The following is a 24,478-nucleotide window of genomic DNA, read 5'->3' on the forward strand; positions in this document are numbered from 1 at the left end:
CCAACCAATAGAACGCAAAATTCGCAAAATAAACGTAAAATTCGCAGAAGATTTTGAATTAAAACTTCATTTTCTTTTTTTGCGTCTTTTGCGTTCCCTCTGTGTCTTTTGCGTTCTCATTTCCAGTATCACGATAACCTCAGCCCAAACAAAGTTCGAAGGCATAGGAAGAGCAGCCACGCCAGCCGAGGTCAAAGCTTGGGATATTGATGTTCGACCCGATTTCAAAGGCTTGCCGCCCGGCAAAGGCTCAGTCATTCAAGGCGAGAAAATTTGGGAAGCGCAATGCGCTGGTTGCCATGGCAGTTTTGGCGAGAGCAATGAAGTATTCACGCCCATCGCTGGCAACACGACCGCGAAAGACATTGAGACTGGCCGCGTTGCTTCACTCCTGCCCGGTGCCAACACCCCTCAGCGCACGACGCTGATGAAGCTCTCTAGCATTTCCACGCTATGGGATTACGTCAACCGCGCTATGCCTTGGACTGCACCTAAATCCATGACGGCAGATGAGGTCTACGCAGTCACGGCTTATATGCTGAATTTAGGCAATATCGTGCCCGGTGACTTTACCCTGAGCGATCAAAACATCCGTGACGTGCAAAACCGCTTGCCCAATCGAAACGGCAAAACTACCGCTCATGCGATGTGGCCTGGCAATGAGCTAGGTGGCATGAAAAAGCCCGATGTGCAAGGCTCGGCCTGCATGAAAGATTGCAAGCAAGAGCCCAAGGTGGCTAGTTTCTTGCCAGCCCATGCGCGCGATGCGCATGGCAATTTGGCCGAGCAATCTCGCGGTTTGGGTGGTTCGCGCGGTGCGGATACCACCCAGCCCGCCGCAGTATCTGCAGCGCTGGTTTCTAAGCCAAATCAGGCACTCACTGGCAAGGAATCTGCGCTGAGTGCTACGAATTCAGGAGCGTCTGTTGCGGCTGCTCCCGTCGTAGCAACGCCGAACACGATGCCTTCATCACCCGCTGCGTCTGCCGCGCTCAAGTCTGCTGATGTGATGCCCACGTTGCAAAAATATGCCTGCATCGCATGCCACGGCATGGACAACAAACTCGTGGGGCCGAGCTTCAAAGAAATCGTCGCCAAGCAGGGCAAGCGCGTCGATGCGCAAGCCTATCTCGCTGCAAAAATCAAAAATGGCGGGCAGGGCGTGTATGGACAAATCCCCATGCCAGCGCAGAGCATCAGCGAGGCCGAGAGCTCACGGGTCGCACAATGGTTGGTACAAGGGGCTCAAAGGTGAGAAGCATGGAAAATAAGCTTATTGCCAATGAATTGAAACCGGCGGGCATGCTGTGTCCTCTAAATGAATTCGCTTTACGTTCAAGGTATAGGGATGATTCCAATGCAAACAACGCGCTGGGCATCTACAATTTTCTGATTGCAATAGGAGTGTTTTATGAAACGTCGTGATTTGAACCAAAAAGGCGCAGCCGTGATCGCCTTGGCTGCTGGCGCAGGCTGGCTGCCGGCCGTGAGTTTTGCGCAAGCCGCTGGCTGGAACAAAGCCGCTTTTGACACCAAGAGCTTGGCAGATGCTGTCAAAGCCATGGGCGGTAGCTCAGCTGCCACAGTGAGCGCCGATGTGCAGCTCACCGCGCCTGAGATCGCTGAAAACGGCAACGTTGTGCGTATCGGTGTGGCTACGACCAATCCCGCTGTCACGCAGATTGCCTTGCTCGTTGAGAAAAATCCCAACGCAGTGAGCGCCGTGTTTGATGTGATCCCTGGCACGGATGCCAACTTCGCGACCAATATCAAGATGGGGCAATCGAGCAATGTGATCGCATTGGCGAAAGCGGGCGACAAATTCTTGTATGCGCAAAAAGAAGTCAAAGTCACGCTCGGCGGCTGCGGCGGTTGATCTTGGGCAAACTTTAGGAGAATTAACATGACAGATCCAATGAGAATCCGTGCCCAAGTTCAGGGCGACAAAACCACTGTTCGCGTGCTCGTGAGCCACGAAATGGAAACCGGCCAGCGCCGTGGTGCTGACGGCAAAAACGTGCCCGCGCACTTCATCCAAACCATCAAAGCCGAATACGCCGGCAAACCCGTCTTCAGCGCCCAATGGGGGCCTGCGGTTTCGAAGAACCCATTCACGCAGTTCACCTTCAAAGGTGGCAAAGCGGGTGACAAGGTGAAAGTCACTTGGGTGGACAACAAAGGCGAAACGCGGACTGACGAAGCGGCGATTGCTTGAGGTTAGGTTGTTTGAACGCTAAATAAAAGAACGCAAAAGGCGCAAAACCACGCAAACAGCGCAAAATTTAATTCATTGAATTCTCTTTTGCGTCTTCTGTGTGGTTTTGCGTCTTTTGCGTTCTATTCGTAGAACATTGGAGACGAAATTGAAGAAAAAAACACGATTCGCCGGCGTATCTATTGCGCTAGCAGCTATATTTTTTGTAGCATCCCCTGCGCAAGCGCAGCAAAAATCTGCGCAAGATGCGATCAACGAATACCGCCAATCCTTGCAAGATGGCAACCCTGCTGACTTAAATGCAGCTCGCGGCGAAGGCATTTGGAATGCCAAGCGCGGCGGTAAATCGCTTGCCGAAAGCTGCGATCTGGGCTTAGGTATTGGCAAAGTCAAAGGCGCAGTGGCACAACTGCCCAAGTACTTTGGCGATGTGAAAAAAGTGATGGATATAGAGTCCCGCCTCGTGCATTGCATGGTGACTTTCCAGGGTGCGAAGCGGGAAGACTTCACGCCGCGTACGGTATTCAGCGGCGAAGGCCAGCGCGCCACGATGATTGAAGACCTCGTAGCCTTTGTGTACGACGAATCACGCGGCGAGACGATCAAAGTGCCGCAAGGCCATGCGCTGGAGAAAGCTTCTTTTGAGCGCGGCAAGCAAGCCTTCTATTTCAAAGGCGGTCCGTACGATTTTTCTTGCGCCGCTTGCCACAGTGAAGATGGCAAGCGCATCCGCCTGCAAGATCTGCCTAACCTCACCAAAACCGCCCCGGCTCAAGCCGCCTTCAGCCAATGGCCTGCCTATCGCGTGAGCCAAGGCGCGGTGCGCACCATGCAATGGCGCTTGTACGATTGCTTCCGCCAGCAGCGCTTTCCTGAGCTGCAATACCTCTCGCAAACCTCGGTCGATCTCATCACCTTCATGGGCGTGAACGCCAATGGCGGCAAGATGGCTGCACCTGCTATTAAGCGTTAAAACGGGAGATTTCAATGAAAAAACAGCATATCGCCGGCGTATTTACTGCGCGAGCAGCTATCACTTTAGTAGCAACTACTGCGACCTTACTTATTGCAGGCTGCACCACTTTGCCCAGTGCAGAAGAGTCCCTCGCCGCCATCAAAAGCAGCTTCAGCGAGCGCGGCATCGCCAAACTCGATCGCCTCGATCAAACCGAAATCCAGCGCCTCTGCTCCGAAGCCAACATGACCGGCAAAGACATCGACAAGAAAACCGCCGATAAAATCCAGACCGCGCTCTACGACAAAATCCCGTATCCGAAAGACGGTTTCATCGGTGATTGGCGTGAAGGCGAGCGCATCGCGCAAAACGGCCGAGGCATGCAATTCACAGATGCAGCTGGCGTGCCCAATGGCGCCAACTGCTACGCCTGCCACCAAATCAGCCCGCAAGAGATCAGCTACGGCAACCAAGGCCCCAGCCTCTTGAAATACGGCGCGATCCGTCAAGTCAAAGATGCCAACAGCAAAGAAGCCGAGCCCATCGTGAAATACACATGGGCCCGCATCTGGAACACCCACAGCGTCAACCTCTGCAGCAACATGCCCCGCTTCGGCGATGCAGGCATCTTGACCGAGCAACAGATCAAGCATGTGATGGCGCTATTGTTGTCGCCTGATTCACCAGTTAATAAGTGAACTTGACGCTATTTACCGTAAAGGCAGGGGTGCTATTGATTGCATCTGTAGTAATGTCTTCGGCGTTTGCAAATGCGCCAGCTGACTTCTCAGGTACGAGTTGCAAATTAGAAGCGCCGCCGAGCGATTCGGGTGAAGAGGCCATGCATAGCAACAAGTTGCTGATTTACCCTCGTGCTTCACAAATCAATCGGAGTTTTACTGGCTGTCAATCCATGTGGTATCAAGACACTGATAAGTGGCTGCTGGTATCTAAGACGCATGTTGTCAAAGGAGAGGCCGTCGCTATTTGGTCTGCTGATCGTTCTGGCGGTGTAGTTTGTAGGTATGAGAAAGGTAAGGCCTTAGGAGACAAGACTGGTAAATGCCCTGACTATCGTCTAGTAATTGCGAAATCATTGCCTTTAGGATGCTTTGCAAAAATCAAAGCCTCGGGGCAATTCCCCAAAGAATGTGATTACGACTAACGTATATGAATCTCACCCGCCGCGAATTTTCTTCTGTCCTCACTGCCGCCGCCGTCGCAGGCTTCCCTTTGTCAAGAGAGGCTAACGCCCAAGAAGCGCAGCGCCTGTATGACGTTCCTAAAACCGGCAATGTGCATCTGCTGCACATGACCGATTGCCATGCGCAGCTCTTGCCGATTTACTTTCGCGAGCCGGATGCGAATATTGGAATTGGGAGCATGTGGGGCAAGGTGCCGCATCTCGTGGGTGAGCATTTGCTGAAATATGCGGGATTGAAGGCGGGTAGCGCGGAGGCGCATGCGCATACTTATCTCGACTTTGAGCGGGCGTCGAAGCAGTATGGCAAGGTAGGTGGGTTTGCGCATTTGGCTACTCTGGTGAAGCGCCTGAAGGCCTCGCGGCCTGGCTGCTTGTTGCTCGATGGGGGCGACACTTGGCAGGGCAGCGCGACATCGCTGTGGACGAATGCACAAGACATGGTGGACGCTTGCAAACTGCTTGGCGTAGATGTGATGACGGCGCACTGGGAATTCACCTATGGTGAAGAGCGCGTCAAGCAGATCATTGAAGGTGACTTCAAAGGCAAGATCGATTTCGTCGCGCAAAACGTGAAGACGAAAGACTTTGAAGATCCAGTCTTCAAGCCTTTCGTGATCAAAGAAATGAATGGCGCGAAAGTGGCCATCATTGGCCAAGCCTTTCCCTACACGCCGATTGCGAACCCGAGCTGGCAGGTGCCGAGCTGGACGTTTGGCATCCAAGAGGCAGAGCTGCAAAAGCAGGTGAACCAGGCCAAGGCGCAGGGCGCGCAGGCGGTGGTGCTGCTCAGCCACAACGGCATGGATGTGGATCTGAAGCTGGCTGGCCGCGTCACTGGCATTGATGCGATTCTGGGTGGGCATACGCATGATGGCGTGCCTAAGCCAACGATGATCACGCGCACGGATGGGCAAACGCTGGTGACCAATGCCGGCAGCAATGGCAAATTTCTCGGCGTGCTGGATATTGATGTGCAGCAGGGAAAAGTGAAGGCTGTGAACTACCGCTTGCTGCCCGTGTTTGCCAATATGCTGCCGGCTGATCGCGAGATGCAGGCCTACATCGACAAAGTGCGCGCGCCATTCAAAGCGAAGCTGGAAGAGCCTCTGGCGGTTACGGAAGGCTTGCTCTACAGACGCGGCAATTTCGCAGGCAGTGTGGATCAGGTGATCATGGATGCACTCATGCAAGTGCGCGGCGCGGAGATCGCGTTCTCGCCCGGCTTCCGCTGGGGCACATCGCTGCTGCCCGGCCAGCAGATCACGCGCGAGCATGTGATGGATCAAACCGCCATCACCTACCCGTGGACGACCGTGACCGACATCAAAGGCGACATGCTCAAGATCATTTTGGAAGACGTGTGCGACAACCTCTTCAACCCCGATCCGTATTACCAACAAGGCGGCGACATGGTGCGCGTGGCCGGCATGAGCTACACCTGCGCGCCGGGTGCGAAAAGCGGTGAGCGTATCTCCGAGATGCGGCTCAAAGGCCAGCTGATTGATCCCAATAAGACTTACAAAGTGGCAGGCTGGGCGCCCGTGCAAGAAGCCAGCAAAAACGCCGGGCCACCGGTCTGGGATGTGGTGGAGACCTACCTCAAAAGCCAAAAAGTGCTCAAACCCGTGCGCGTGAACAATCCGAAACTTCTCGGATTAGACGGCAACCCCGGAATCGTGTGAAACTGTATTGATTGAACGCACTCAAACGCTAGGTCGTAAGCGTATCCTGCGTTTTCTTGAGAGGGATATCACTATGAATTCAATAGCACTCCGCGCAGATTCTATGCCGGCGATATGCCGTTTTTCTCATAAATTATTGGCTTTAATGAGCATTGCAGTCCTGCTCACCGCCTGCGCGGGTGTGAGCCCAAGCATTGGCATCAGCTTGCCCGTCGGCAAAATAGGTGGCGTAGGTGTAAGCATCGGTGGTGGCGGTACAGTCTCTGGCTCAGTAGGCGTTGGCGCAGGTGGCGGCTCAGTGAGCGTGGGCGCTTCTGGGCAATTGCCTAAACCTCCCGAGACAAAGCCTGAAGTTGAGCCCGAGAAAAAAGAAGAGAAGAAGCCCTGAGCTTTTCTTAACTTGTTTGTTGAGTTAGCGCGCTTCGCGTCTCACACCACCCGCTCGCCTGCCATGTGACGTGCCCGAAAAAGCCGAGGCCTTTCTTCGTGAGGCGCTCTTGCCCGCAAGCGACGAGCTGCGATCTTTTGTAGCGATGATTGCATGGTTGGCCGCGCCCGACCAGCGAAAGGCTTCGTTTTTTCAGACCCATCACGTAGCGGGTGGATATTCTTGGCACTTTACGAAATGATTGCATCGAATCGCTTGCGGAGCTCATCGAGTTCATCGAGCGCACTAGCGATAGTTCTCGCTGCAGAAGGGCTTTCAGGGTTCCCGTATTTGTTGCAAGTATCTTCGTAGGTTGACACGAGCGTTCTAATCTCAGCGCAAAGTAGTTTCAGGCTAGGGTGAGTGCTAGAAATGGGATTGACGTCAATTTCCGCAAGCACGCCTGAAAGTACGCGGTCAAGGTGAGCGATGTAGTTTGGCTCAAGAATAACTGACGGACCCCCTTGTCCGCTAATGGACACGATTGCGCCGTCGTCACCCTGTTCCAGTACAGCAAGTTCTTCAAATTGCTTCAACATTGGCCGCTCCTGCTAAGACATATCCCAGCCAGAAATGGCGTGGAGAAGAAGTTTGATAGTGCGTAAGATTGATTTATAACCCAATCTTCCCGGAGCGGGGAACGATGCGTCAACAACCTAAATCCGCTACGTGATGGGTCTGAAAAAACGAAGCCTTTCTTTGGTCGGGCGCGGCAAACCATCTCATCATTGCTAAAAATGGTGGGAGCTCGTCGCTTGCGGGCAAGAGCGCTACACGAAGAAAGGCCTCGGCTTTTTCGGGCACGTCACGTGGCAGGTGAGCGGGTGGTGTGAAACGGTTGAGTACTAGCAATACGATGAGGCTTCGACAGGCTCAGCCCGAACGGTATATTGGAGATCAACAGTTCAGAGCAATGCGTAAGTCGTCGTCGCGCGGCAAACGCTTTTGCCATCTGCGCCGCGAATATCGATTTCACCGAAAGCTAAGTTCTTTCCGGCGCGCAAAACGCTGGCCGTGATCAAGCCATCTTGACCACTCAGGGGTTTTAAGAAGCTGGTGTTCATCTGCACGGTGGTGCAGGGGCGGAATTCGCCGAGGTGTTGCATGAGGGCGAGCACACATGGCTGTGTCTGCGGCGGCCATCATGGATTGGCCGCAGACCATGCCGCCTACTCGGCAGAGATCTTGCGAGAAGGGCAGGCGCAATAGCACTTGGCTGGCTTCGCTGCTTTCAACTTTGAGATTTAAAGCTTGCACCCAGGGGGCGAAGTATTCGGGGAGGGCGGCTTGGAGAGTTGGTGCATCCATCGATTGAGAATAACACTGTTGATGCAGGATACTTTTAACTCCTGTCGCATCAGGCCTTCATGGCGATGCTCAATAGCTTCAATGAACGTATGTCTTTTGCCCAAACATGCTGTCGGGCATCAAGCCGTGAAACAGGCGAGTGATACGCTCGATTTTGATGCGTGCCTCGCGCTCATCGGTTTCACTGCTGAGCAGGGCCATCAGATCGCTGCGCAGGTACCACAAATCCTGCACATCGCGTGCAAAGTGAATACGCCGCCCAACCGTAAGAGCTGCTGGAGTGGGTAATTCACAGACACAGCGTTGCATCTCTTGGCGTATGAGTTTCACGCGTCCTGCGATGTATTGCGCATCATCTGTTGTCAATATGCTGGCCTCAGGCTCAAGGTCCATTTCGCTGCTGGTTCTTGAAAGACTCAGGCTTTTAGCCCATGCAATGCCGATGCTGGCAATGTTTTTAGGTAAAAGATTGATCATCTTCATAGGAGAGTTTCTGGTGAGATTGGCTTGAAACAATGGGGTGCTTGTGCTCGGGTTGCGCTCAAGGAAACACAAAACCTTGGGATACATCGCCACTGCTCACATTGACCGGAGCGACTTGAGTCGAACCCAGGGCTTGCGCAGTGATGCGATAGTTGCCGGCTGCAGCGTTGTCGGCACTCAGTAGTGCTGGTTTGGTGGTTGTTGAATAAACCCCGAGCTGAGGTGCCAAACGAGGCAAGCTGATACCGTAGGTGGCGCTGACGGAATCGACCGATAGCTGCGCCAAGCTGACCGTGCCGGCGCTCGTTAAGACTTGTGTGATGCCAATCGTTGCAGTAGTCGCTGGGGCACCAGCCAATGTCACCGTGCCGCTGACAGCACTCATCGATGATGCGCCGAGTGCAAACGGGCTGGCGCTACTGCTCACGGTTGTATTGCCCGCTGCAGTCGCTACTGGAATGCCTGTGATCACTCCGGTTGAGTAGCCCGTACTGTTGATCACCAGGGTGTAGGTGCCTGCGGGTAGAAAACTGAGGATAAATTGTCCACTGGTGTTGGGCACGGTAGAGCGAATAGACACACCGTTTTGCTGCGCTGACACGATGGTGTTGCTATTGGCCAGAGGCAAGGCCACATAGCCTTCGATCCCGGTATTGCCGCGTTTGAATACCGACAGCACAGGCTTGAGCTGGTACTTTCCGGAGTTGCCCGCTTTCACGACTGATTTGCAGGCGTCAAAGTCGATCACCATGTTGGTTTGCTGACTGGCTGCCACATCGAAATCTGTTTTCAACTTCAAGCCGCTTTGTTGTGCGCTAGGCGTATCAAGAGCGACCTGGCTGCCACCGGTAGGCACCACTGCATTGGCAAATGGGTTGGCTGTGGTGTTGGATGCCAATACCAAGCGAAGTTGCCTGTATTTACCTGCGGGCAAATTGGTGCTGCCCAGTGGCTCAACGACACCGTTGGTCAGGGTCAGCAAGTCGATGCGTTTTGGCGCGGGCAGAGCAATCTCACTCCAGCCTGCATCTGCGTCAGAAGCAGTATCGCTCAGATTCACACGCACTTTTTCCACGGTCACATACACATGGTTGTAGCCGCAGGCAGGCGCATCGGTGAGCCCAACTGACAACGAGCCACTTGGCGCGCCTGTTCCGCCGCTGCCTCCACCGACACCGCCAACACTCGTATTAACCCCGCCGTCCTCGACGCCACTTACATCGCCGCTAGTAACTCCTGCGCCGCCTACTATGCCGCCTACCGCGCCGGTGCCGCCCCCACCACAAGCAACTAAGAAGGAGGCCACCAACCATGCCAACAAACAGGCATTAACTCTGCCAAGCAAGCTGGGCCTTTTAGTTAACTGCGAAGTTGTTGAGCATTGCATTGATTGCACCCTTTTACCTGTATACAGGGAGTATATGGGAATTTTTCCCAAAAGCAAGTACAATCAACAAAAAGATTGAAAATGATTAGCGGCGACGAGTGTCATTTTTTACAGTGTTGCGGAATACTTTATGCAAAATCATGCAGCAAAAAATTGAACTGGTTCAACTGGCGATACTGAAATTGCTCAAACCCGTCGTAAGGCTGGCGCTGAAAACGGGTTTGAAGTACGCAGAGTTGGATCACTTAATGCGAACCGTCTTGCTTGATGAAGCCAAACTGGTTTTAAGCGAAACTGACCGTCGCGGCAACGTGAGCCAGCTTGCTTCTGTGACTGGACTGCATCGTAAAGATCTGAGTGTTCGCGTCAAGCAAGCTCAGGCTTCGTTGGTGGATACGCAAATGTCGGTGCCCAGTCGCGTCTATACACGTTGGCTTCAACTCGCGCGCGAGCATGCGGATTTAGCTCAGTTGACGGTTGCACAAGATGCCGAACAAGAGATTTGCTTTGAGAGTCTCGTGCTTCAAGAAACAAAAGGCGATGTTCACTACAAAACAGTGCTGGATGAGCTTGAACGTTTAGGTGTGGTGCAGGTGAGCGAGGGAACGGTCGAAATCGATCCTAAGGGCTTTGTTCCCAGCAATGACTATCAACTGATGATGTCCTTCCTCGCTGATAACACCAGCGACCACCTCCTTGCGGCTGTGCACAATATTACACAGGCACCCTTGTTTTTGGAGCGCTCGGTATTTGCTGACGGATTGACCGAACAGGCCTGTCAGCAATTGCAGAAAGCCACCCGAGAACGATGGAATGACACACACAGCATCTTGTTTGACAACATTTTGAAAGCTGAAGAAGCGTCTGCGGCGAGCGGTAGCCACCGTATGCGCATCGGCATCTACACATACTATGAGCCAATGCAAGCGTCGACCCAAGCTGATGCGGTAGGCGAGAGAGCGACAAGCGAAGCGAGTTAAAAGCTAGTTTTGATTTGGATGGTCGCCGCCTAGCGATGCATGGCCATCTCAAATTCCTGCCGGCTTGCGCATCGTGCTCATGCGATCCACTGCTTTCAGCGTGATCGTCTTCAAATCCGCGCCTTGCAGCACGGTGAGCTTGATCTCGCCTTCAGGTGAAGCACGATCCCAGATTTTTTTGTAGAAGGTCTCAAGTGTGGCGACCTTTGCATCATCCACCGCGAGCACCACATCGCCTACTTTCAGGCCTGCGGCTTGTGCGGGGCTGTCTGCGTTGATGCGCATGATTTGTACGCGGCCGCCTTGCTCGGCAGAGGTGAGGCCCAGCCAAGGGCGCTTGGAGAGTTTGCTGCTGCCGGTTTGCAGCATCTCGGCCATGATGGGCTTGAGCAGGTCAACAGGGACGAACATGTTGCCGGGCAGGCGCACGTTTTGACCCATCGCATCCATCACGAAGAGGCTGCCGATGCCCAGCAGCTCGCCTTTTTGATTGAAGAGCGGTGCGCCGGAATGGTTTTGCATGGGTGGGCTGGTGAAGAGGGCGTTTTCGATGTGGTATTCCCAGTAGCCGGAGAAGGCGCGCTTGCTCACTAGCTGGGTCATGTTCACATCGGCATCTTCATCGCGCGATGCGCCGGTGCTGGCCATGAGGGCTTCGCCGGTTTTGATGTCTGCAGAGCCACCTAGCGCGACGGGGGAGATGCCGCGCAGGGGGACGACAGGGCGGATGAGGCCGAAGCCGGTGGCGAGGTCGTAAGCGACGACGCGGGCGGGCACGGTTTTTCTGTCGGGTGTGGTGATCTGCACATCATCCGCTTCCAAGATGAGATAGCCGATCGTGACCACCAAGCCATCTGCGCCGATGACGACGCCGGAGCCGCTGCGACTTGCCCCTAGCGTTTGCGCAGAGCGCGCGCCTTCTGCGGCGGTGACCTGCACGCCGACGACGGCGGATTGCGCTTTGGTGAGGGCGTTGATCGTGTCTTGTGCGCTGGCTGGCGAAGTGGTTGATGCAGGAGGGGTGGCGGCTTGCAGCGGCAATATGAGGAGCGATGCTGATGCTGCTAGCAGGAGTGAAGGGAGTGAATTCAGGCGCATGATGAATCTCCAGAAGATGAAGATATCTTGCTCTTTAACGCCGAGGCTTGCAAGCAGATTGCAGCTATTGGAGTCGAATTTTTCAGAGCTATATATTTGATAGCTGCTTGCGCAATAAATACGCCGGCTAGAGACCGTTTTCCTTTGAGAAATTCGTTTGTCAAGGCATTTTTTGATCAGTCTGATCAAGGCCACAATCGACGTAAGGTTTTGGTGCAAATACAACTTGCTACAAATTCCTCAAAAGCCTTAGATAAGTTAGTGAGAACCAACAAGACGGGTGTTCTTAGATCGAAAACCGCTAAAATCTAGGTATTGGTTCAATAGTTTTGGGTATATCAGAGGCTTTGGAATTCATGATGCGGGATGCGCACAGGCCATCCACCTGCTATCCACAGGCCTTCCCCAAACCATCCCTGAAACATCCACAAATTTTGTGAATAACTTGTTGATAACTTCGCGTTGCAAGCCCGCAACGAAGAAAAATTAGAGAATTTTCCCGTGTACCCAAGACGCGCTTGCCCTACAATGAAAGTCCAACTATCGCAGTTGCCAATTGATTGTTGGTTTACAGGGCGCGTCACACAACGACGCGCCCTTTTTCTTGCGCGCTAGTAAATGCACTCTGCTAACTGCCATACAGATCAAGCACTTAAAGAAATAGTTTGAGAATTTTGTTGATGAAGCACATTAGAAATTTTTCCATCATCGCGCACATCGATCACGGCAAATCCACGCTCGCTGATCGTTTGATTCATCGCTGCGGTGGCCTCACAGATCGCGAAATGAGCGAGCAAGTTTTGGATTCGATGGACATCGAGAAAGAGCGTGGGATAACTATCAAGGCGCAGACCGCTGCGCTGCAATACAAAGCGCGCGATGGGCAAATTTATAACTTGAATTTGATCGACACACCGGGCCATGTGGACTTCTCTTACGAAGTCTCTCGCTCACTCTCCGCATGCGAAGGCGCGCTGCTCGTGGTGGATGCATCGCAAGGTGTGGAAGCGCAGACGGTGGCGAACTGCTACACCGCGCTTGATCTCGGCGTGGAAGTTTCGTGCGTACTGAACAAAATGGATTTGCCGCAGGCTGATCCGGATTCTGCGAAAAAAGAAATCGAAGAAGTGATCGGCTTGGATGCCAGCGATGCGATTCCAATTTCGGCGAAGACGGGCATGGGCATCGATGATGTGCTTGAGCTTGTCGTGGCCAAAGTGCCGCCACCGCGTGGAAACCCGGATGCACCGCTGCGCGCGATGATTGTGGACAGCTGGTTTGATGCTTATGTGGGCGTGGTGATGCTGGTGCGCGTGGTGGACGGGCGCTTGCTCAAGGGCGACAAGATTCACTTGATGGCGACCGAGACGCAGTACAACGCAGACAGCATTGGTGTGTTCACGCCATCGAACTCGCCGCGCCAATCTCTGGAAGCGGGCGAGGTGGGCTACATCATTGCGGGCATCAAGGAATTGAAATCGGCTCGCGTGGGCGATACAGTCACGCGCGTGGTCACACGCGGCGAGCTGGGCATGATGAATATTGCGCCAGCTTCCGAGCCGCTGCCTGGTTTTAAGGAGATTCAGCCGCAGGTGTTTGCCGGTTTGTACCCAAGCGAATCTAGCCAGTATGAGCAATTGCGTGATGCGTTGACGAAGCTCCAGCTCAATGATTCCGCGCTGCGCTTTGAGCCGGAAGTCTCGCAGGCGCTGGGCTTTGGTTTCCGCTGCGGTTTCTTGGGGCTGTTGCACATGGAAATCGTGCAGGAGCGTTTAGAGCGTGAGTTTGACCAAGACCTGATCACCACCGCGCCGAGCGTGGTGTATGAAGTAGTGACCGGCGGGAAAGATCCTGAGACGCTTCTGGTGGAAAACCCATCGAAGATGCCGGAAGTCTCGCGCATCGAAGAAATCCGCGAGCCGATTGTGGAGGTGCATATTTATGTGCCGCAAGAATATGTGGGCTCGGTGATGACGCTAGCCAACCAGAAGCGCGGTGTGCAGCTGAATATGGCTTACAAAGGCCGCCAAGTGGTGTTGACTTACGACATGCCTTTGGGCGAGATCGTGCTAGATTTCTTTGACAAGCTCAAATCGGTAAGCCGTGGCTATGCCTCGATGGATTACGAATTCAAGGAATACCGCGCTTCCGATGTGGTGAAGGTGGATATGCTGCTGAACTCCGACAAGGTGGATGCTTTGTCGATCATCGTTCACCGCACACAGGCGACCTACCGTGGCCGAGCAGTAGCCGCCAAAATGCGCGAGATCATCAGCCGCCAAATGTATGACGTGATCATTCAAGCGGCGATTGGCGGCAACATCATTGCGCGTGAGACAATCAAAGCCTTGCGCAAAAACGTGCTCGCGAAATGCTACGGCGGCGACATCACGCGTAAGAAAAAGCTCTTGGAAAAGCAGAAGGCGGGTAAAAAACGCATGAAGCAAATCGGCACGGTGGAAGTGCCGCAAGAAGCGTTTTTGGCTATTTTGCAGGTGGAAGATTAATGTCTGAGAAGCTTTTGAAACTGATGCCAAGTATCACCACGGTGGTGCTTGCAGCTTTTGTGGCCTACGCTGCTGCTTGGTATTTCAATGCCTTGGAAGGCAATTTTTCGTTGCTGCTCTTCATCGCCACTGTGGTGACGGGTGTGTATTGGCTGCTGGAGCGCTTTATCTTTTTGCCGGGGCGCGCTCAAGCCGCCGCTCTGATTGAGAGCCAAGCTGTGGCTCGCCAAGAAGAGCTCACGAAAATGGGTATCACGAAGACGGAAGTACACCAGCAGGAGATGGCGGCTTCTAAAGATGCTGTGCTGCAGCAACCTTGGTGGCTGGATTGGACAGCGGGGCTGTTTCCCGTGATCTGCATCGTGTTTTTGCTACGCTCGTTCTTGTTTGAGCCTTTCAAGATTCCGACCGGCTCCATGATCCCGACGCTGTGGGTCGGCGATCTGATCCTGGTGAACAAATTCACCTACGGCGTGCGTTTGCCAGTGATCAACAAGAAGATCATCGATATGAACAACCCCCAGCGCGGGGATGTGATGGTGTTTCGCTATCCGCCGAATCCTAATGTGGATTACATCAAGCGCGTGGTGGGTATTCCGGGTGATCAGGTCAGCTACTTGAACAAAGAGCTGCGCATCAATGGCGAGCTGGTCAAGCGCACGACCTTGCCAGAATTCTTTGACGAAACGCAAACCACCTATATTCCGCAGTTTGAGGAGCAACTGCCAGGCCAAGCCAAGCCGCATAAGCTGCTGATTTATCCTGGCGGCTCGATGGGCAACACGCCGATGATGCAGTTCCCCAACTTCCAAAATTGCAACTACAGCATCGAAGGCGTGAGCTGCAAAGTGCCAGCAGGCCATTACTTCATGATGGGTGACAATCGCGATAATTCCCAAGATTCCCGCTTCTGGGGTTTCGTGCCCGAGCAGAATATCGTGGGCAAGGCCTTTTATGTGTGGATGAATTTTGGTAATCTACGCAGAATCGGTTCTTTCCACTGATCTTTCGTGAATTTATAACAAGGTTAACTATGAAAACTCATCAACGTGGCATCTCTCTGATTGGCTTGCTCTTCGTGGGCGGCGTATTGGCTTTTTGCGGGGTGATTGGCGCGCAGGTTGTGCCGACCTTGATTGAATATCAGGCCATCGGGAAAGCAGTTAACAAAGTCGCATCGCAAGGTGGTAGCGTTTTGGAGATTCGTAATAGCTTCGATAAGGCGCAGCAGATCGACGATTTCAAAGCGATCGCCGGCAAAGATTTGGAGATCAGCAAAAACGGCGACAAAGTCGTCATCAGTTTCGCCTACCAAAAAGAAATCCATCTCGGTGGCCCTGCTTATCTGACCCTCAAATACGCTGGCAAGAGCAAGTGATTCAGATGCGTTCGATGGTTCTGGCTGTCAGGGGTAGGGCGCATGTCTGAAGCCTTGGCGCCTTTGCAAAAGCGCCTGCAACACACTTTTGCCAAACCCGCTTTGCTCACCCAGGCGCTCACGCATCGCAGCTACAGCGCGGATCACAATGAGCGCTTGGAGTTTTTGGGTGATTCGGTGCTCAATCTCGCTGTCTCTGGGATGCTTTATCAAGCCTTAGGTAGCTTGCATGAAGGCGAGCTCTCGCGGGTACGAGCCAATTTGGTCAAGCAAGGCACCCTGCATGCCATCGCACAAGAGCTGCATTTGGGCAATTTGATCCGCTTGGGCGAGGGCGAGTTACGCTCAGGGGGCGCAAAGCGCCCATCAATTCTTGCGGATGCCTTGGAAGCTGTTATTGGCGCTGTGTATCTGGATGCCGGATTTGATAAGGCCGCAGCCCTGGTTCATCGCTTGTTCGACAAAGTGGAAATCAATCCCGACATGCCAGCCGCAGCCAAGGATGCCAAGACAGAATTGCAAGAATGGCTGCAAGGGCGCAAAATGAAATTGCCTGCTTATAACGTGATGAGCATCACCGGCGCGGCGCATCGGCAGACCTTTGAAGTGCAATGCAAGATCGAAGAGATGCAACATGAAGCGCGCGGCTTTGGCAACTCACGCCGTGCAGCAGAGCAAGAAGCCGCAGCGGCTATGCTCAAGCTGCTGGCGCTGGCTGTTTGAAGCCCTCTACCGAAGCAAGATCTTTGCTACTGATTTAATAGCGTTGGGTGTAGTATCCATCCCGGCTACTTGCCAAAAAAGCTCAAAATTATGAACAAACCAGTCAAACCAGCCAGCTCCAATGATCCGTTGCTGGATGCTTTCTTCCAAAAGACGGGCGGCTCCGAAGCAGCGCAGCCCGAGCAAGAGCAGGCCGCGCAGCGCTGCGGCATGATCGCCATCGTTGGCAAACCCAACGTCGGCAAAAGCACCTTGCTCAACGCCTTGGTCGGCCAAAAAGTCAGCATCACCTCGCGCAAAGCGCAAACCACTCGCCATCGCATCTTGGGCATACGCACGCAAGGCGCAGCGCAATTCGTGTTTGCTGATACGCCTGGCTTCCAAACCCGCCACGGCACGGCGCTGAATCGCTCGCTGAATAAAACCGTCACCGGCGCTGTGAGCGGCGTGGATTTGATTTTGCTCATCGTGGAAGCGGGGCGCTTGTCGGGTGCAGATGCCAAAGTGCTCTCGCTCTTGGGCAAGCAAGCCAAAGGCGTGCCTGTCGTTTTGGTGGCCAACAAGCTCGATACCGTGAACCGACGTGCCGATATTGCGCCTTGGTTGCAAGAGGTGCATGCCAAGGGCATGGGTGCGATCAAGATCGAAGAAGCTGAAAGCGCGGAGGCAGAAGAGGGCGCTGAGGCTGGAGAAGCCGATGAAGGCGATGAAGGCGATGCAGCAGAGATCGAAGCGATAAAAACCATCCAGTTCGCCGAAATCATCCCCATGAGCGCCAAGCAGAAGAAAGACATCGAGCGCCTGCTCGTCATCTGCGAAAAATATCTCCCCGAGCAGCCGTGGATTTACACCCAAGACGAAATCACCGACAAATCCGAGCGCTTCATGGCTGGTGAAGTCGTACGCGAAAAGCTCTTTCGCTTCACCGGCGATGAGCTGCCCTACACCAGCACCGTCATCATTGATCAATTCAAAGAAGAGCCGGGTAAAACTGCAGGAAGATTTGTCAAAATCGCCGCAACCATCATCGTTGAGCGCGATTCCCACAAAGCCATGGTCATCGGCGCTGGCGGCGAAGGCTTAAAGCGCATGGGCACCGAAGCCCGCCAAGAACTCGAGCGCCTGATGGATGCCAAAGTCTTCCTCCAACTCTGGGTCAAAGTGCAAGGTGGCTGGGCGGATAACGCGGAGCGGGTTAAGAGCTTCGGCTACGAATGAAACGCATCCTCCACGAGCCTGCTTTCGTCTTGCATCGCTACGATTGGAGCGAGAGCAGCTTGATCTTGGAGGTGCTGACTCGGCATCATGGCCGCGTGGCGATGGTGGCGAAGGGGGTGAAGCGGCCTAGCTCGCAGTTTCGGGCGATTTTGTTGCCGCTACAGATGCTCTCGATCAGTTATTCGGGGGATGCAGAGGTGCATACGCTCAAAGGGGCGGAGTGGCAAGGCGGCTTGACGATGCCTTCGGGCGATGCGCTGCTCTCGGGCTATTACCTCAATGAGCTGATGATGAAACTGCTGGCGCGGGATGATCCGCATGAGCTGCTGTTTGATGCTTATGCGCAGGCGACTGCGTGGCTGCGCGATGCAAAGCTGCTGGATGCTTCTCTGAGAGCGTTTGAGTTGGTGCTGCTGCGCGAGATTGGTTTGCTGCCTGCATTGGACGCAGACAGTTTTTCTTCGGGCGCGCTGCAGGACGATGTGCTTTACAGCTTGATTCCTGAAGTGGGGCTGCGTGAGGCTTCGGGTAGCTCAAGTGATGAGGCGGCTCTAAGTGCGAAGGCTTGGCAGAGTTTGCAAACGGCGCTGGATCAGCGAGCAGCAATTTTTCCTGCACGCGAGGCAGTGATCGCCATGGGCGCAACGGACAAAACCTCACTCAAGCAATTGCTGCGCAGCTTGCTAAACTATCACGCAGGCAGTCGGGGCTTTCGCACGCGTCAGCTCATGATGGATGCGCAGGCTTTGGCTTGAACTGACGTACTATTAATATGGTAGCACTCTGCGCAGTATTTACGCCGCCAAAGTGCTGAAAAGGCTTAAAATCCATGAACAATTCAGGTCATACGCTGCTCTCCGTCAATGTGAACAAAGTCGCTCTCGTGCGCAACACGCGCCATGTGGGCTACCCGAGCGTCACGCGAGCGGCTGAGCTCTGCTTGAAGGCAGGTGCGGCAGGTATCACGGTACATCCACGCCCCGATGAGCGGCATATTCGCAAAGGTGATGTGTTTGAAATCGCTGAGCTGATGCGCTTGTGGCCGAATCGAGAGTACAACATTGAAGGCAATCCATTTCATAACCTGATGGATTTCATCCGTGCAGTGAAGCCGCATCAAGCCACCTTCGTACCGGATAGCGAAGGCCAGAGCACCTCCGATCACGGCTGGAGTTTTCCGCAAGATGCAGCGCGCTTGAAGCCTTTGATCGATGAGTGTCATGCGCTGGGTGTGCGTGTGAGCTTGTTTATGGATCCTGTGCCCGAGCAGATGGCGGCTTGCAAAGCCGTGGGCGCAGATCGCGTGGAGCTTTACACCGAGACTTGGGCGAGTGCATTTGGTACAGCCACTGAGGTGAAGGTGCTCGCGCAATTCAAAGCGACAGCAGAGGCGGCACGCGATGCAGGCTTAGGTGTGAATGCTGGCCACGATTTGACGCAAGCCAATCTCACGCGCTTTATCGCCGCCATGCCCTTCATCGCAGAAGTCTCTATTGGCCACGCCTTTGTCTCTGATGCGCTTGAAATGGGTTACACGCAAGCAATCATGGCCTACCAAGCGAGCATCGAGAAAGCCTACGCGTGATCTACGGCATCGGCACAGATATTTGCGACATTCGCCGCATCAAAGCCAGCTTGGATAAGCATGGCGAGCGCTTTGCGCAAAAGATTTTGTGCGAGCAGGAGATCATTACTTGGAAGCAGCGCAGTGCCCGCTGGCCAGAGCGCGGCGTGCGCTATCTAGCGACGCGCTTTTCTGCGAAGGAGGCCTTCTCCAAAGCGATTGGCCTAGGCATGCGCATGCCCATGACCTGGCGCTTGTGTGAAATCGCCAAACTACCTTCAGGTGAGCCGCGCATCGTGTTGCATGGTGGCCTGAAAGAATGGTTTGAGACCAAGCAGCTCAAAGCGTATATCACGGTGACAGATGAATCGGATTATGCCGCATCGTTTTGCGTGGTTGAACGTACAAACTAAGTCCGGCGAGCGCCCAGTTTGGCGCAATTATTCAATACCCTTGCTGTAAAAACCTCTACATTGGCGCTACGGTCAATCTTGTGGAGCGTGTCATGAGTGTGCAATTGCAGGTGAATGGTCAGGCGGTAAATGTGCCGCAGGCCTCTGGCGAAGAGCCTTTGCTTTGGGTGCTGCGGGAAGATTTGGGGCTGGTCGGCACGAAGTTTGGCTGCGGCCAAGCGGCTTGCGGGGCTTGCACGGTGCATGTGGACGGCGTGGCACAGCGCTCGTGTGTGACGCCTTGCTCGGCTGTGCAAGGCAAGCAAGTCACGACGATTGAAGGCTTATCCACCGCGCCGCAATGGCATCCGGTGCAGCAGGCTTGGCAGGAATTGCAGGTGGCGCAATGCGGCTATTGCCAAGCGGGGCAGATGATGAGTGCAGCGAGTTTGCTGCGCACCACGCCCAAACCTACTGATGCGCAAATTGATGAGGCGATGAGTGGCAATCTCTGCCGCTGTGGTACGTATCCGCGTATTCGAGCGGCGGTGCATCGCGCCGCTGAAATCGCGCAAGGAGGGAAGGTATGAGCGCCAAGCTTTCTCGCCGCGGCTTTCTTGTCGCCTCTGGGATCACGGCCACCTTCCTTGTGGGCTGCTCGAGCATCCCAGCGATCCCCAAGCGCCCCGCGCCAACGGCAGAAGCTGCGATGGGCTGGATCACGCTCTTGCCCTCTGGCCAATGGCGTTTGTTCAGTCCGCGCATGGAGATGGGGCAAAACATTTTGAGCAGCTTGCGCGAAGTGGCCGCGCTGGAGCTGGGTGTGGATGCTGCTCATATTCAGGTGCAATTGCCGAGCACGAAAGACATTGCCTTGGTGAAAGCCACAGTGGGCAGCGATAGCTTGCGCGAGCTGTGCCTGCCGCTCGCGCGGGCTTGCCATGCGCTGCGAGTTGAGCTGATGCGCCGCGCTGCTTTGCGCTTGCCCAATGCTTCTGCGGATAAGCTACAGATTCAAGATGATGCTGTGCAAGATGGCGCTGGCGCGCGTGTGAGCTTGAGCGAGCTGGCCTTGCCTGCTCTTGCAATCGAAGCGAAAGACACGCCTGTCGAGCAATTGCGGTTTTTCAAAACACCGCTGTCTCAAGCCAGAAGCTCCAAGCCTTTTGCACAAACTGAAGCCATCGCGCGCGGGCAAGCTCTGTATGCGAGCGATGTGCGCTTGCCCGGCATGTTGTATGCCATTGTGCTGCGCTCGCCTTGGGCAGACCGTGAGCTTGCGCCGAGCAGCTTGGCAAGCTGGAATGAGGCCGCCGTGCGCGCCGTGCCGGGCTTTCACACAATAGTGCAGCATCCCTCGTTGGCCGGGCCTGCGCTGGTGGCCAAGCGCATGAGCGCGGTGGAGCTGATGCGCAGCGCAGCCGATGCCAAATGGATCGAGCCTGCTTCAGCTACCGCTGATCCCATGAAAATCGTGGATGTAGACAAGACTTTAGCTTCGGGCAGCTTCACCAAAAGCAAAGGCAGCGTGGAGCAGGGCACATGGGCGGTAGACATGCGACTGGATGTACCGCTGGCAAGTCACGCCTTCATCGAGCCGCGCTGCGCTGTGGCGCAGCCGCAAGAGGGCGGCGGCATGAAGCTGTGGTGTGGAACGCAAGATGTGTTTTATGTGCGCGATGTGGTGCGCCGTGATTTGAATGTGGCGGCAGAAAAAGTCGAAGTGCAGGCTATGCGCATCGGCGGTGGCTTTGGCGGTAAAACCATTGCTAGCGTAGAGCGTGAAGCCGCGCTGATTGCCAAAGCAGTAGGCCAAGCGGTGAAAGTCCAATGGTCTCGCGCTGATGAATTTCAAGCGGGCTTTCATCGCCAGCCTGCCTCGCAGCGCATTCGCGCGCGCTTGGATGCGCAAGGCATGATCAGCGATTGGCAGCACAGCCTTTCCACATCGCATGTGCTGTTCACCAATGCCGTTGCGCCGCCATGGATGCAGCGCATCACCAACAGCTTCATCGGCGATGATGGTGCGGCGCGTGGCCAAGCGCCTGTTTATGGCTTCAAACGCCAGCGCTTGGATATACAACTCACACGATTGCCAGTGCTCACAGGCCCATGGCGCGGCCTGGGTGCGGGGCCTAACGTGCTCGCGATTGAAATGGCGATGGATGCAGCTGCTCTTGCTGCAAAAAAAGATCCCGTGGACTTCAGATTGGCGCACTTGAAAGCCAGCGCAGCAGACAATCCGGCAGGCGATGCAATGCGCATCGCTCAATGCTTAGAAAAAGCAGTACGTTTATCGAAGAACAAGCCAATCGCCGTCATAGAATCTGCGCGAGCAGCTCCTGAAAATATAGCAAGGCGCATCGTGACCCAAGGCGTGGCCTGCGGTGCTTACAAAGCCATGGCCTACGCGGCAGCAGTGGCTGAAGTGGAGGTGGTGCTAGGTGCCGGAAACAAACTGCGGAGCATTCGTGTGAGAAAAATCTGGTGCACCCATGATTGCGGCCGCATGATTGATGCGCAAGGCGTTCTCGCGCAGGTGCAAGGCAATCTGGTGTGGACGATTGGCATGGTGCTCACCGAGCAACTCAATGCACCACGCGGCACAGCTGAAGCCTTGAATTTTTCCAGCTACAGCATTCCTCGCCTGACGGATACACCACCGATGGAGATCGAATTGATTGAATCTAACGCTTCGCCCACAGGCGCAGGCGAGACGGCGATGGTGGCCGGTGCGGGAGCGATTGCCAATGCCGTGGTGCGAGCGCTGCGGGAGGCTGGTTTGCCTGTGCCGCAAAGTGTGCCCTTCAAAATCTCTGCTTAAATCGACGGCATGAGTGATTTCGCCAGTGCAGCCATGCTCCGCGTCTTGCATGCGGGGATGCGACGCATGGGTTTGCAAAGCCCCGCGCAGCAATGGCTGGAGCAGGCCACCGTGCCTCTGGATACCAAGCAGCAGCTCGTGATGCAGGTGCTGCAACAACGCGGGATTCAAGCGCTGCTGCAATTGGGGCAGGGCTTGCACGATATGCAGCATGACAGCCTGATGCCCATGCTCATTCATAAAGGCCAGCCCCTGCGTGCCCTACAAGCTTGGCTGCGGCTGGAGCGCTATTTGCATTCCAAGCACCGCATTGAGCAAACGCTGCTGTCGCAACAAGCGGTTCAGCATCGCCATTACTCGATCAAAGCAGGCACATGCCCAAGCGCTGCTGAAGATTGGGTGGTGCTTGGGGTGTTGATTGCCTTGCTGCAAAGCACAGGCTGTGCGCAGATCAAGGCAAGTATGGTCAACGGCCTCCAGCTTTGGCCCTGGCCAGACTCAGCAAGGCAGCAGGCCGCTTTGCATGAGATTTTTGTGAAAGCGCAAACCCACGAATGGCGTCTGCACTGGGCAGCTGCGAGCCAGGAGCTTTCCCCAAACCCAACACTGACATATACCGATACCGATGAATCCGCCCCTTTGAGTGCACACATTCAGCAGTTGACATCACGGACTTTAGGCGAGTGTTCATCACTGGATGGCATCGCACAGAGTCTGGGGCACAGCACACGCTCTTTGCAGCGCAAACTGAAGGCGGAAGGCACCCGGTACGTGGATATCCTTGCTAACGCGCGAGCAGAGCGCGCTTCGCTGATGCTCTCTAATGATCAAGGTGGATTGGCCGAAATCGGCTTTGCCTGCGGTTACACCGATCAAGCGCATTTCTGTCGTGATTTCAAACGTCGCGTGGGCATGAGCCCGCTGCGCTACAGGGAATATGCTGCAGCGTTGTAAAGGCTTCGCCTACTGCGGGCTCAACACAGAAGCAAATTCACTATTAAATTAATAGCATTCTGCGCAATAAGTACGCCGGCGATAAGGCTAAAACGCTTATAAAATCACAGCATGCAAGCTCTTCGAATCTACGCTGGCGCTGGGGCGTTGGCACATCTTCAGCAACAAGGTCTTTCGCCCTCGCATGTGCGAACCATTCCCGGTGCAGCAGGAGGACCTAAGGGCTTGATCCTGGGGCCCTTGGATCGATTCATTTTTGGGCCGTGGTTATCGCAATCCAAGCAAACCGTGGATCTGGTGGGCGCGAGTATCGGTGCTTGGCGCATGGCGACAGCTTGTTTGCATGACTCGGTGAGCGCTTTTCAGCGCCTGGAGAAGGACTACATTCACCAAGATTACGCGTTAGAGCCTGGCAAAAAATTCCCCACGCCAGAGCGCATCAGCGCGGATTTCGGGGCTTCGCTGGAAGCGTTTTATGGTGGACGGGTGCAGGAGGTGCTCTCGCACCCGCGCTATCGGCTGCACATCGTGACATCGCGCGGGCGGCACATTTTGGGGCGAGAGGGCAAGCTGCGCGCGCCGCTGGGCTATGCGGGGGCGTTTTTCACCAATGTGGCACGGCGCAAAGCGATGGGTGCTTGGCTGGAGCGGGTCGTGTTTTCTACCCATCATGAGTTGCCATTTCATGCAAATGATTACCGCACTCGTCAAATCGCGCTGAAAGAAAACAACTTCAATCCCGCGCTGCAGGCCAGCTGTTCGATCCCTTTTGTACTGCGCGCCGTACACGATATTCCAGGCGCGCCGCGCGGCGCGTACTGGGATGGCGGCATCACCGACTATCACTTGCATCTCGACTACAAAACGGACGACGGCATCGTGCTTTACCCGCATTTTCAGCAGGCGGTCGTACCCGGTTGGTTGGATAAGTCGCTCAAATGGCGGCATGGCTCCAGCAAATTCTTAGATCGCATGATCGTGCTCGCACCCAGCGAAGAGTGGATCAAAAAGCTGCCACGCAGCAAGTTGCCAGATCGCACAGACTTTGCGCATCACGGCACGAATTTGGCGGCGCGTGTGGCGCAGTGGCGTGGGGCGACGAGCATGGCACAGCAGTTAGCCGATGAATTTGCGCGATGGCTTGAGAAGCCAGATTTATCACTCGTGCGAGCACTGTAA

26 protein-coding genes are annotated in these 24,478 nt (G+C 54.7%); 21 read left to right on the forward strand and 5 right to left on the reverse strand.

Translation table 11 applies throughout. The features are described 5' to 3' along the window. Positions 1-88: 88 nt before the first annotated feature. From KIH26_RS06140 to KIH26_RS06175, 8 genes are all read left to right on the forward strand, one after another. Positions 89-1,255 carry a c-type cytochrome gene (locus KIH26_RS06140; RefSeq protein ID WP_249660974.1) on the forward strand — a complete coding sequence of 389 codons (1,167 nt, stop codon included), beginning with the start codon at positions 89-91 and terminating at the stop codon, positions 1,253-1,255. Positions 1,256-1,411: 156 nt separating this feature from the next. Beyond that, positions 1,412-1,876, forward strand: coding sequence for a thiosulfate oxidation carrier protein SoxY (soxY, locus tag KIH26_RS06145; RefSeq protein ID WP_213443450.1), 465 nt, complete (start codon positions 1,412-1,414; stop codon positions 1,874-1,876). Between the two features lie 27 nt (positions 1,877-1,903). After that, entirely contained in the window at positions 1,904-2,215 is a 312-nt protein-coding gene (soxZ, locus tag KIH26_RS06150; RefSeq protein WP_213443452.1) for a thiosulfate oxidation carrier complex protein SoxZ, read from the forward strand. A 148-nt stretch (positions 2,216-2,363) separates the two neighbouring features. Continuing rightward, positions 2,364-3,188, forward strand: coding sequence for a sulfur oxidation c-type cytochrome SoxA (soxA, locus tag KIH26_RS06155; RefSeq protein ID WP_249660975.1), 825 nt, complete (start codon positions 2,364-2,366; stop codon positions 3,186-3,188). A gap of 14 nt (positions 3,189-3,202) precedes the next feature. Next, positions 3,203-3,868, forward strand: a complete 666-nt coding sequence (soxX, locus tag KIH26_RS06160) for a sulfur oxidation c-type cytochrome SoxX (RefSeq protein WP_213443454.1) — start codon at positions 3,203-3,205, stop codon at positions 3,866-3,868. Positions 3,869-3,870: 2 nt separating this feature from the next. After that, on the forward strand, positions 3,871-4,335 hold the full coding sequence (locus tag KIH26_RS06165) for a hypothetical protein (RefSeq protein ID WP_213443456.1): 465 nt from the start codon (positions 3,871-3,873) through the stop codon (positions 4,333-4,335). Between the two features lie 5 nt (positions 4,336-4,340). Further along, complete coding sequence (gene soxB / locus KIH26_RS06170) at positions 4,341-6,056, forward strand: thiosulfohydrolase SoxB (RefSeq protein ID WP_213443458.1); 1,716 nt, start codon at positions 4,341-4,343, stop codon at positions 6,054-6,056. Between the two features lie 145 nt (positions 6,057-6,201). Next, on the forward strand, positions 6,202-6,444 hold the full coding sequence (locus tag KIH26_RS06175; protein WP_213443459.1) for a hypothetical protein: 243 nt from the start codon (positions 6,202-6,204) through the stop codon (positions 6,442-6,444). Between the two features lie 230 nt (positions 6,445-6,674). On the opposite strand, the gene KIH26_RS06180 is transcribed toward KIH26_RS06175, so the two are convergent. The 4 genes from KIH26_RS06180 to KIH26_RS06195 all read right to left on the reverse strand — a co-directional run bounded on the left by KIH26_RS06180 (position 6,675) and on the right by KIH26_RS06195 (position 9,580). Next, a complete protein-coding gene (locus KIH26_RS06180) occupies positions 6,675-7,022 on the reverse strand; it encodes a hypothetical protein (protein ID WP_213443461.1) in 348 nt (115 codons plus the stop codon). Positions 7,023-7,388: 366 nt separating this feature from the next. Next, positions 7,389-7,589, reverse strand: a complete 201-nt coding sequence (locus tag KIH26_RS17145) for a PaaI family thioesterase (RefSeq protein ID WP_349627847.1) — start codon at positions 7,587-7,589, stop codon at positions 7,389-7,391. 280 nt (positions 7,590-7,869) lie between these two features. Continuing rightward, positions 7,870-8,274: a hypothetical protein gene (locus tag KIH26_RS06190; protein WP_213443463.1), complete on the reverse strand. Its 405-nt coding sequence runs from the start codon at positions 8,272-8,274 to the stop codon at positions 7,870-7,872. Between the two features lie 58 nt (positions 8,275-8,332). Then, on the reverse strand, positions 8,333-9,580 hold the full coding sequence (locus KIH26_RS06195; protein ID WP_213443465.1) for a DUF4382 domain-containing protein: 1,248 nt from the start codon (positions 9,578-9,580) through the stop codon (positions 8,333-8,335). Between the two features lie 221 nt (positions 9,581-9,801). On the opposite strand from KIH26_RS06195, the gene KIH26_RS06200 reads away from it, so the two are divergent. Then, positions 9,802-10,641, forward strand: a complete 840-nt coding sequence (locus KIH26_RS06200; RefSeq protein ID WP_213443467.1) for a DUF6502 family protein — start codon at positions 9,802-9,804, stop codon at positions 10,639-10,641. A gap of 48 nt (positions 10,642-10,689) precedes the next feature. Here the strand turns inward: KIH26_RS06200 and KIH26_RS06205 are convergent, their stop codons facing one another. Further along, a complete protein-coding gene (locus tag KIH26_RS06205) occupies positions 10,690-11,739 on the reverse strand; it encodes a S1C family serine protease (RefSeq protein WP_213443469.1) in 1,050 nt (349 codons plus the stop codon). A 680-nt stretch (positions 11,740-12,419) separates the two neighbouring features. Between KIH26_RS06205 and lepA the strand changes: the two genes are divergently transcribed. The 12 genes from lepA (at position 12,420) to KIH26_RS06265 (ending at position 24,478) form a co-directional block, all read left to right on the forward strand. After that, a complete protein-coding gene (gene lepA / locus KIH26_RS06210) occupies positions 12,420-14,246 on the forward strand; it encodes a translation elongation factor 4 (RefSeq protein WP_213443475.1) in 1,827 nt (608 codons plus the stop codon). 14 nt (positions 14,247-14,260) lie between these two features. Continuing rightward, entirely contained in the window at positions 14,261-15,250 is a 990-nt protein-coding gene (gene lepB, locus KIH26_RS06215) for a signal peptidase I (RefSeq protein ID WP_213444717.1), read from the forward strand. Between the two features lie 29 nt (positions 15,251-15,279). After that, positions 15,280-15,624, forward strand: coding sequence for a DUF4845 domain-containing protein (locus KIH26_RS06220; RefSeq protein WP_213443477.1), 345 nt, complete (start codon positions 15,280-15,282; stop codon positions 15,622-15,624). Between the two features lie 42 nt (positions 15,625-15,666). After that, positions 15,667-16,347, forward strand: coding sequence for a ribonuclease III (gene rnc, locus KIH26_RS06225; protein ID WP_213443479.1), 681 nt, complete (start codon positions 15,667-15,669; stop codon positions 16,345-16,347). Between the two features lie 90 nt (positions 16,348-16,437). After that, positions 16,438-17,565, forward strand: coding sequence for a GTPase Era (gene era, locus KIH26_RS06230; RefSeq protein WP_213443481.1), 1,128 nt, complete (start codon positions 16,438-16,440; stop codon positions 17,563-17,565). Continuing rightward, the gene (gene recO / locus KIH26_RS06235) at positions 17,562-18,320 is read left to right on the forward strand and encodes a DNA repair protein RecO (protein WP_213443483.1); all 759 of its coding nucleotides are present in this window, start codon (positions 17,562-17,564) and stop codon (positions 18,318-18,320) included. Before era ends, recO begins: the two co-directional genes overlap by 4 nt. A gap of 74 nt (positions 18,321-18,394) precedes the next feature. Further along, on the forward strand, positions 18,395-19,150 hold the full coding sequence (locus KIH26_RS06240) for a pyridoxine 5'-phosphate synthase (protein ID WP_213443485.1): 756 nt from the start codon (positions 18,395-18,397) through the stop codon (positions 19,148-19,150). After that, on the forward strand, positions 19,147-19,542 hold the full coding sequence (gene acpS / locus KIH26_RS06245; protein ID WP_213443487.1) for a holo-ACP synthase: 396 nt from the start codon (positions 19,147-19,149) through the stop codon (positions 19,540-19,542). Before KIH26_RS06240 ends, acpS begins: the two co-directional genes overlap by 4 nt. Positions 19,543-19,634: 92 nt before the next feature. Next, a complete protein-coding gene (locus KIH26_RS06250; RefSeq protein ID WP_213443489.1) occupies positions 19,635-20,111 on the forward strand; it encodes a (2Fe-2S)-binding protein in 477 nt (158 codons plus the stop codon). Beyond that, the gene (locus KIH26_RS06255; protein WP_213443491.1) at positions 20,108-22,345 is read left to right on the forward strand and encodes a xanthine dehydrogenase family protein molybdopterin-binding subunit; all 2,238 of its coding nucleotides are present in this window, start codon (positions 20,108-20,110) and stop codon (positions 22,343-22,345) included. Before KIH26_RS06250 ends, KIH26_RS06255 begins: the two co-directional genes overlap by 4 nt. Before the next feature lie 9 nt (positions 22,346-22,354). After that, positions 22,355-23,299, forward strand: a complete 945-nt coding sequence (locus KIH26_RS06260) for a helix-turn-helix transcriptional regulator (protein WP_213443493.1) — start codon at positions 22,355-22,357, stop codon at positions 23,297-23,299. Positions 23,300-23,410: 111 nt separating this feature from the next. After that, positions 23,411-24,478: a patatin-like phospholipase family protein gene (locus KIH26_RS06265; RefSeq protein ID WP_213443495.1), complete on the forward strand. Its 1,068-nt coding sequence runs from the start codon at positions 23,411-23,413 to the stop codon at positions 24,476-24,478.

This window comes from Variovorax sp. PCZ-1, assembly GCF_018413605.1.
Lineage (GTDB): Bacteria > Pseudomonadota > Gammaproteobacteria > Burkholderiales > Burkholderiaceae_C > JANMDU01.